Origin of the sequence: Pseudomonas sp. DCB_BI, assembly GCF_026240995.1 — a bacterium.
In the GTDB taxonomy this organism is placed as follows: Bacteria; Pseudomonadota; Gammaproteobacteria; order Pseudomonadales; family Pseudomonadaceae; genus Aquipseudomonas.
The window spans coordinates 1-393 of the sequence record NZ_JAPFCG010000081.1; the positions used below are offsets into that span (position 1 = coordinate 1).

Annotated in this window: 1 protein-coding gene; it reads right to left on the minus strand. The window is 56.5% G+C overall.

The genetic code is table 11. From position 1 onward, the window contains the following. On the minus strand, nucleotides 1-389 hold a 389-nt coding region (locus OO258_RS27380), incomplete at its 3' end, for a hypothetical protein (RefSeq protein WP_266035045.1). Between the last annotated feature and the right edge of the window lie 4 nt (nucleotides 390-393).

Genomic DNA, 393 nt, shown 5'->3' on the forward strand with positions numbered 1-393 from the left:
TGGTGATGGTGGTGTGAGGAGACGGTGACCTGGGTCCCTTTTCCCAGCCACGGGGGACTAGAGCTTATGTAAGTCAATCCCTGACGAAAATCTGCTGCACAGAAATAAACGGCCGTGTCCTCTGTTTTCAGATCGTTCATTTGCAGAGTCGCCGTGTTCTTCATGTTGTCTCCGGAGATGGTGAATCGGCCCTCCACGGACTCTGCATAGACGCTACCACCCTTCCAGCTAAGAGCGGCTACAAACTCACGATCCTTTCCTGGAGCCTGGCGGAACCAGCCCATGGAATACCTACTCCAGGTGCCTCCAGAGGCTGCACAGGAGAGTCTCAGAGAACCCCCAGCCTGCACCAATCCTCCTCCAGACTCCTGCAGCTGCACCTGGGCCATGGCC